This is a genomic window from Pleurocapsa sp. CCALA 161 (assembly GCF_003003995.1).
GTDB lineage: Bacteria > Cyanobacteriota > Cyanobacteriia > Cyanobacteriales > Xenococcaceae > Waterburya.
The window spans coordinates 1-6,356 of record NZ_PVWF01000179.1 but is presented as its reverse complement, the minus strand read 5'-3'; the positions used below and the strand labels follow the sequence as shown (position 1 = coordinate 6,356).

6 protein-coding genes and 1 pseudogene are annotated in these 6,356 nt (G+C 40.9%); 5 read left to right on the top strand and 2 right to left on the bottom strand.

Translation table 11 applies throughout. From position 1 onward, the window contains the following. Window positions 1-97: 97 nt before the first annotated feature. From C7B62_RS23635 to C7B62_RS23625, 3 genes are all read left to right on the top strand, one after another. Window positions 98-343, top strand: coding sequence for a WGR domain-containing protein (locus tag C7B62_RS23635; protein WP_106243415.1), 246 nt, complete (start codon window positions 98-100; stop codon window positions 341-343). Window positions 344-554: 211 nt separating this feature from the next. Beyond that, window positions 555-2,258, top strand: a complete 1,704-nt coding sequence (locus tag C7B62_RS23630; protein ID WP_106243412.1) for a DEAD/DEAH box helicase — start codon at window positions 555-557, stop codon at window positions 2,256-2,258. Window positions 2,259-2,298: 40 nt separating this feature from the next. After that, window positions 2,299-3,342 carry a hypothetical protein gene (locus C7B62_RS23625; protein ID WP_106243409.1) on the top strand — a complete coding sequence of 348 codons (1,044 nt, stop codon included), beginning with the start codon at window positions 2,299-2,301 and terminating at the stop codon, window positions 3,340-3,342. Between the two features lie 95 nt (window positions 3,343-3,437). Here C7B62_RS23625 and C7B62_RS23620 read toward each other — a convergent pair whose 3' ends face one another. Next, entirely contained in the window at window positions 3,438-3,818 is a 381-nt protein-coding gene (locus C7B62_RS23620) for a hypothetical protein (RefSeq protein WP_106243405.1), read from the bottom strand. Beyond that, window positions 3,808-5,103: a ParM/StbA family protein gene (locus C7B62_RS23615; RefSeq protein WP_106243402.1), complete on the bottom strand. Its 1,296-nt coding sequence runs from the start codon at window positions 5,101-5,103 to the stop codon at window positions 3,808-3,810. Before C7B62_RS23615 ends, C7B62_RS23620 begins: the two co-directional genes overlap by 11 nt. A 613-nt stretch (window positions 5,104-5,716) precedes the next feature. On the opposite strand from C7B62_RS23615, the gene C7B62_RS23610 reads away from it, so the two are divergent. Continuing rightward, entirely contained in the window at window positions 5,717-6,043 is a 327-nt protein-coding gene (locus tag C7B62_RS23610; RefSeq protein ID WP_158260740.1) for a MobC family plasmid mobilization relaxosome protein, read from the top strand. Beyond that, a pseudogene (locus C7B62_RS23605) lies at window positions 6,033-6,356 on the top strand (relaxase); the annotation flags it as partial. The gene C7B62_RS23610 and the pseudogene C7B62_RS23605, both read left to right, overlap by 11 nt.

The window sequence follows — 6,356 nt, the reverse complement described above, 5'->3', positions numbered from 1 at the left end:
ATTTATAGTGTCATTTATTGTGGTCTCAAAAACGACATTATTGCGGGTCGGAGTGATTATGATTTCGGGTCGCTACAGCTAACGCTGTACTCGCAGTATGCAGCACGGATTTAATCAACTAGAACTTTGGCAGCATTCAATTTGGCAAAAAGATACTCGGTTTTATACTGTTGAACTGTGCCAAGACCTCTTTGGTAATTGGATTGTATTAAAAACCTGGGGTAGTGCGGTAAAACTCGATTTTGGTCGCTCAAATTCTTTAGTATGTCCCGACTATCAGACTGGATTAATAGAATATCAAAAACATCTTTTAAAGAGAATTAAACGCGGTTATACGAACTAAAAATACTCGGACATTGAATTATTTAAAAAAATCATGCTTTACAAATTTCACGGTTGCTGATTTGGTCAAAGTGATAGCTTACTACTATTGTAGGATTGATTGTAGGGATTTAAGCGATCGCTTACTTTTGTTTAAATATTGAAAACAACGGGAAAATACTCGCTATGGTGATAATTAATAACCGATGACTGGTCACTAAATTTCACCCCTAATGTCAGACCTCTACTCCTTCCGATTTGTCGAAAGTGCAGCAGCAAACGCTTTTAAGAACCAGCAACAGGGCGAGCTTTCTCACTACGAAGCCCGTAAGTCTCTGTTTCTACTCAAAGTTCTCGCCGATTATGACCAGTTGGTTTGTCTGCCTGCTCTACATCATATCGACAAACATTGGTATCAAATTGAAACCGCCAAAAAAGTAATCAAACAGTTTGGTGGTCGAGCTATGTTGTCGGATGAAGTAGGGTTAGGCAAAACCATTGAAGCTGCCATAATCTGTAAAGAATATTTAGCCAGGGGACAAATCAAATCCCTGTTGGTATTAACTCCTGCTACCCTAGTATCCCAATGGCAGATGGAACTGGATGAAAAATTTGCCATTCCTACCATTACTACCGACGAACGCGATTCAAGCCCCGAAGAATTTTGGCAGCTCAACGACCGCATCGTGGCATCGATTAATACCGCCAAGCACAAAAGTCATTTTAAATACGTTACCGCCCGTGACTGGGATTTAGTCATCGTTGATGAAGCTCACCACCTAAAAAATAAACGTACCCTCAACTGGAAGCTGGTTAATGCCATCAAAAAGCGATTTATCCTGATGTTAACCGCCACCCCAGTCCAAAACAATCTGGTAGAACTGTTTAATCTCCTGACTCTTCTTAAACCAGGGCTGCTGCATACCGAAGCTCAGTTCAAACTTGAGTATGTTGGTTCAAAGAATGGACGAGTGCCGAAAAACCCCGCCAAACTGCGCCAACTGATGCGAGAAGTGATGGTCAGGAATACCCGTTCGGTGGTCGATGTAAAACTCCCCAAGCGTTTTGCCACGACAATTACCGTTACTCCAGGGGCAAAAGAACTGGAGTTGTATAGAGCAATTGATCGATATCTGCGTCAACACCCTGGGGGCATTGATAAATTAACTCGTAATAATTTGCTGATGCGAGTAGGGAGTAGTCCTATTGCTTTAACGGAAACAATCAAAGGACTTCAAAAAAGATTCGACCATGACGAACTGGCATTCCTGCTTAAAAGAGCTAAAGGCATTTGTGATTTTGAAAAAGCCAAGCAACTGGTAGATTTACTCAAAAAATCGACTCAAAAGACCCTGGTGTTTATTAATTACAAGGCCACCATGTCCTATTTATCTAAATATTTAGAAAAGCATAATATTCCCCATACTTGTTTTCGCGGTTCGATGTCCTTAAAAGCTAAAGATGCAGCGATTGATCGCTTTAGAGAAGAAGTTCCCGTAATGTTAGCTTCAGAAACAGGGGGAGAAGGACGCAATCTACAGTTTGCCAACACTATTGTCAATTACGACCTGCCCTGGAATCCGATGAAAATCGAGCAGCGTATTGGTCGCCTGCATCGTATTGGACAAACCCAGGATGTGTTTATCTTTAACTTTGCGATCGCGGGAAGTATCGAAGCCTATATCCTGAAAATACTCCACGACAAAATCAATATGTTTGAGTTAGTGGTAGGAGAAATCGAAACTATTTTAGGTAATATGGGAGATGAATTTGACTTTAGCGAAACCGTTATCGACCTCTGGTTAGCCAACGAAAAGCCAAAACAACTAAACACAGCTTTTGGTAATTTAGGTCAGCAATTGCTAGATGCCAAACACAGCTATCAAGAAATACAGGAATTTGACGAACAGTTGTTTGGCGATGAATTTGAAGCCTAATCCAGTGACCAGTGACCAGTGACCAGTGACCAGTAAATAAATGGATAATAAAATACTCGATACAATTAACCAAATGGTTGCAGTTCAGGGTGGAGTAGCTGAGTGGACTTCGGATCGAAGTCTGGAGGTTTTGTTACCCCAAAAAATCGCTAGGGCTTTAGAGGTAGGGGAATTAGTCACTTTTACTACCAATGCTGATACCAATGGTAGCAGCAGTTATTTTGTGACCTACAATTCAGATATTCTAGAACGATTTGAGGGGTTATTGTCCAACAGTGGTTATGTGGCAAGCTATGGGATTAAATATGACGGCTATTTGAAACAGAGCGGTTTTGAGAAATTGGTAACGGATACCCTATGTCCTCAAAATGGCTTGATTCGGGTACAGAATGCTGTACCTGCTATTACTCCTTATGTCTTGTTTAATGTCAACTACACCGCCGAAGCATCGGAAAAACGCTTGGGAATGGTGTCTTTTTGGCTCAATGGGATTACAGGGGTTACGGGAGTTGACCTTGGTGATGCTTTATTGTGGACGGTTGACCGCCGAAGCTCACCCTCAATTGAAGACGCTCAGGCTATTAATTATCCAGAATTACTCCAAATAGGTACGCAGCACTCCGAGCAACTAATTGAGAGAGAATTAATTCCCTGGCGACAAAAAAATCAACGCCAACTGCAACGAGATGAGAAGCGAATCACCGAGTATTACCAAGACATTATCGGGGAAATTAAAGCAAAAATTAAAAAAAGAAAGCTAGAGGGAGAAGAGAAAGAAGGAGAAAAAAACCGGATTAATGCTACCAAACTTGAATTAAAGCGCAAAATAAAAGATTTATATGAGCGTTCTTCAATTGAAGTCACGGCGCAGTTACACAGTGCTTTGATTGTCTGGTTGCAAACGGTTCATATTAACTGCCAACTAATTCGCAAAAAGCAGAAGCGAGATGTCGTGGCGGTTTGGAATCCTTATCACAAACAAGTCGAGCCTCTGCGCTGCTCTAAATCTAATAACCCAGTAAAGAGCTTTTATTTGAGTGATGAATCGGCAAAAATTATCTGTCCCACAGTTTGGTCAGATTAAATTATTCAAAACGCTCGTACCTCGCGTTATTCAAGGAGATCGTTTATTCTAAAAGATACCGCATATGCGGTTTAACTGTGCGCACAAACAGAAACTCAAAATCCCAAATCATCAACTTCATCTACCTCAACTTCTTCATCGGACTCAAATTCCCCATCAACGGACTCCTCGCCAATAGAATCATGAGTTATTGAATCATCTTGACCCTTTACCACACCAGGTAAATTAGGAATTATCCCCAGTTCGGCATATTCGCGAATCGCTTTTGCCCATGCCTCGCATTCTGTCGCACAGCGAATCGCCACGGAGCGGAATCCAGCCTCATCTTTGTCCATCGCAAAGGGCAAAAAACGACTTTGTAAAGTAATCGATGCCAAATCTTGCTGATTTGTAGGACCTTGTTGAAGGTGAGCCAGAACCCGTCCCAGACCACTGGTTGATGCTGCACGGAGTTTCAAATGTTTATCATTTCCCATTAGTAATCACCTCTCCTGTGTTACGGTCTAAAATCAAATCGAGATCGTATTTAACAAACGGCACGAAAAATCCCCAAACGTCGGCAAAACGAACCGCCAAAGAATCTCTCATAAACCTTTCCTTCCTGGGATCTTTGCCGTACAGTAAATATTTTTTGAGTTCGCTAGCCGAGTCAGTATCAAAACATTTAGCCGACAGAGAATTGACGTAGCGAGAAAAATGATCCGAGAGCAGATCGTAACTTCCACCCCCCAAGACAAAAGCGTCAATCTCTTTTGTTCGCGGTAGAGTTTCTTCTAACCAATTCTTCAACAGACTCCAGTATTCATTCAGACTTATATCGTAGTTGAGCTTAATTTTTTCCGTCTCTTCCTCCGCTAATTCAGAGGTCGCAGATTTTACTAAAGATGCAAAATTAATCGTTGCTGGGGATTCTTTATAACTAAAATAAGTTTGATTATTACCAACTCTTCCGTAAGTCTCCTCAGATTCATTCGACATCGCTTTTAAAATATCCGACCGCGAAAGAGAAGGAACTTTCTCAATTAATTTATCGAGTAAAGTATAGAATCCCAGATCCGTCGTCCCACTCTCTGGTTTACTTACCGTTCCTCGACGGAAAAACAAACAGCTAGTATTACGATAACCGAGCATAACTACCGCCGTATTGCCTTGATGAAAATAATCGGCTGATTCACATCGAGAAATGAATTTAGCCATGCCATACCCTTCAGGCTTACATGAAAAACTAGCCAGCTTAACTTTGAATAGTCGATCTTGAAAATAAAAACTCGACAGAGCCGTTTTCAATTCACTCGACCAATCGTGTTCTAAGCGATATTCACTATAAGGAAGTAAGATTCCCAACTTCAATTTAAAGCTGTTACCTAATTTTTCTCTTTGGGCGATCGCTCCAACAGCAGCCAGAATCTTAAACGGTAGAGATTCATGCTTGAGTTTTTTGATGCTGACGGTAGCCCGATAATTACTCGCCACAAAACCCACAGCATGACATTCTCCTGATTTGGATAATCTCACCCAAGCATTATCTTCAGGTTGTCCCATACCCGAATCAATCGGCAGGGATTTAGCACTTTCGCTCGGTAAAGTAAGGTACTCTGCTCCCATCGTCATCCACTTCACCGTACCCTCATCGACAATGTAGAGAATCTTCGACAGTGAAGTACCAGGATCGACAACTAGTTTGAGAATCGGTTTCGGTTTTGATTTAGCTTTTGGTGAGGACCCAGCTAAATTATCTTGCTCAATATGATCGACGCTCATCTAATAAAAGATTTTTAAATTACAATCTTAGATTGCCCAAAAACATTTATAAACATAAACTGCAATCGAAGCGTATTAATAGTTTTTATTCGTTATTTTACGTTACTCAACTGCATTTAATCCCCCAAACAACTTAATTTAATAGCTCGATCTAGCCGTTAGTAAGCCGATAAGCGATAACGTTTAGCACGCCTATACGACATAAAGTAACGAACCGTTCGACCAAAGCTAGTAAAAAACATCTAATTTACCTCAATCTTTAGCTGTTGGCTTGGATAAGCACAGCGAATAAATAATCCCAATTAAAACTAAAGCGATCTAGATAGGTATTTTTTCTAAAAATCAAAACTTTATAAACCACTTAAAATCTTTTTTTTAGCTTTAACTAATTAGTTACTGCCGATGTTAGCCTCGGTTTAGCTAATACCAAATACCTATAATTGACTGCCTAAGCCAGCCGACCCTTTTGTTTTACAAAATACTACATTGTTCGTAACAAAGGTCGGGCTGGCGGGGGAAAGGATTCCCCTCGACCCCTTCTGGCGAAAACCAGAAGAGATTTGGTCAAAACATGGTTTATTCGTCAATTTATCTATTTAAAAACTTATTTGTTATGCCAACTAAAGTTAATAAAACCAATCATATAGGTATCAGAGCCACTAATGCAGAAAAGCTCGACTGGGAGCTAAAAGCTCATTCGTGTGGATTAAAAACCTCGCAGCTTGCCCGTGACTTGTTGAATAAATATTCTACAGGGTATGCTTCGGACAAAAAGTCACGACAAGAATTTAATTTACAGGTGGCTCGTATTGGTAACAATCTCAATCAAATAGCTCGTTGGGCTAATACCTATAAAGGTGCAGCAGAAGTAACTCAAGTAGTTGCTTCTCTTGCCAGAATTGAATCGGCAATGTTGGAGTTAAGGTCAGGTGCTGGTTAAATTTTTTGCCAGGGGTACAGGTGGAGGAAGAGGACCCGTCGAGTATATCACTCGATTAGATGACCCTGCTACCAAAAAACCGCGTTCTCCTGCACCATTGGTAATAAGAGGTAATCCAGTAATCACCCGTCGCTTAATTGATTCACTTCAGTTTAAGCACAAGTATCGTAGTGGTGTACTCAGCTTTGCCCCAGAAGATGCTCCAACTGAGCGAGAAATTAAAGCCATAATTGATTCATTTGAACGGTACGCTTTTGCGGGACTAGACAGGGATGCCTACAACACTCTTTGGGTCAAACATACTCATACAGGG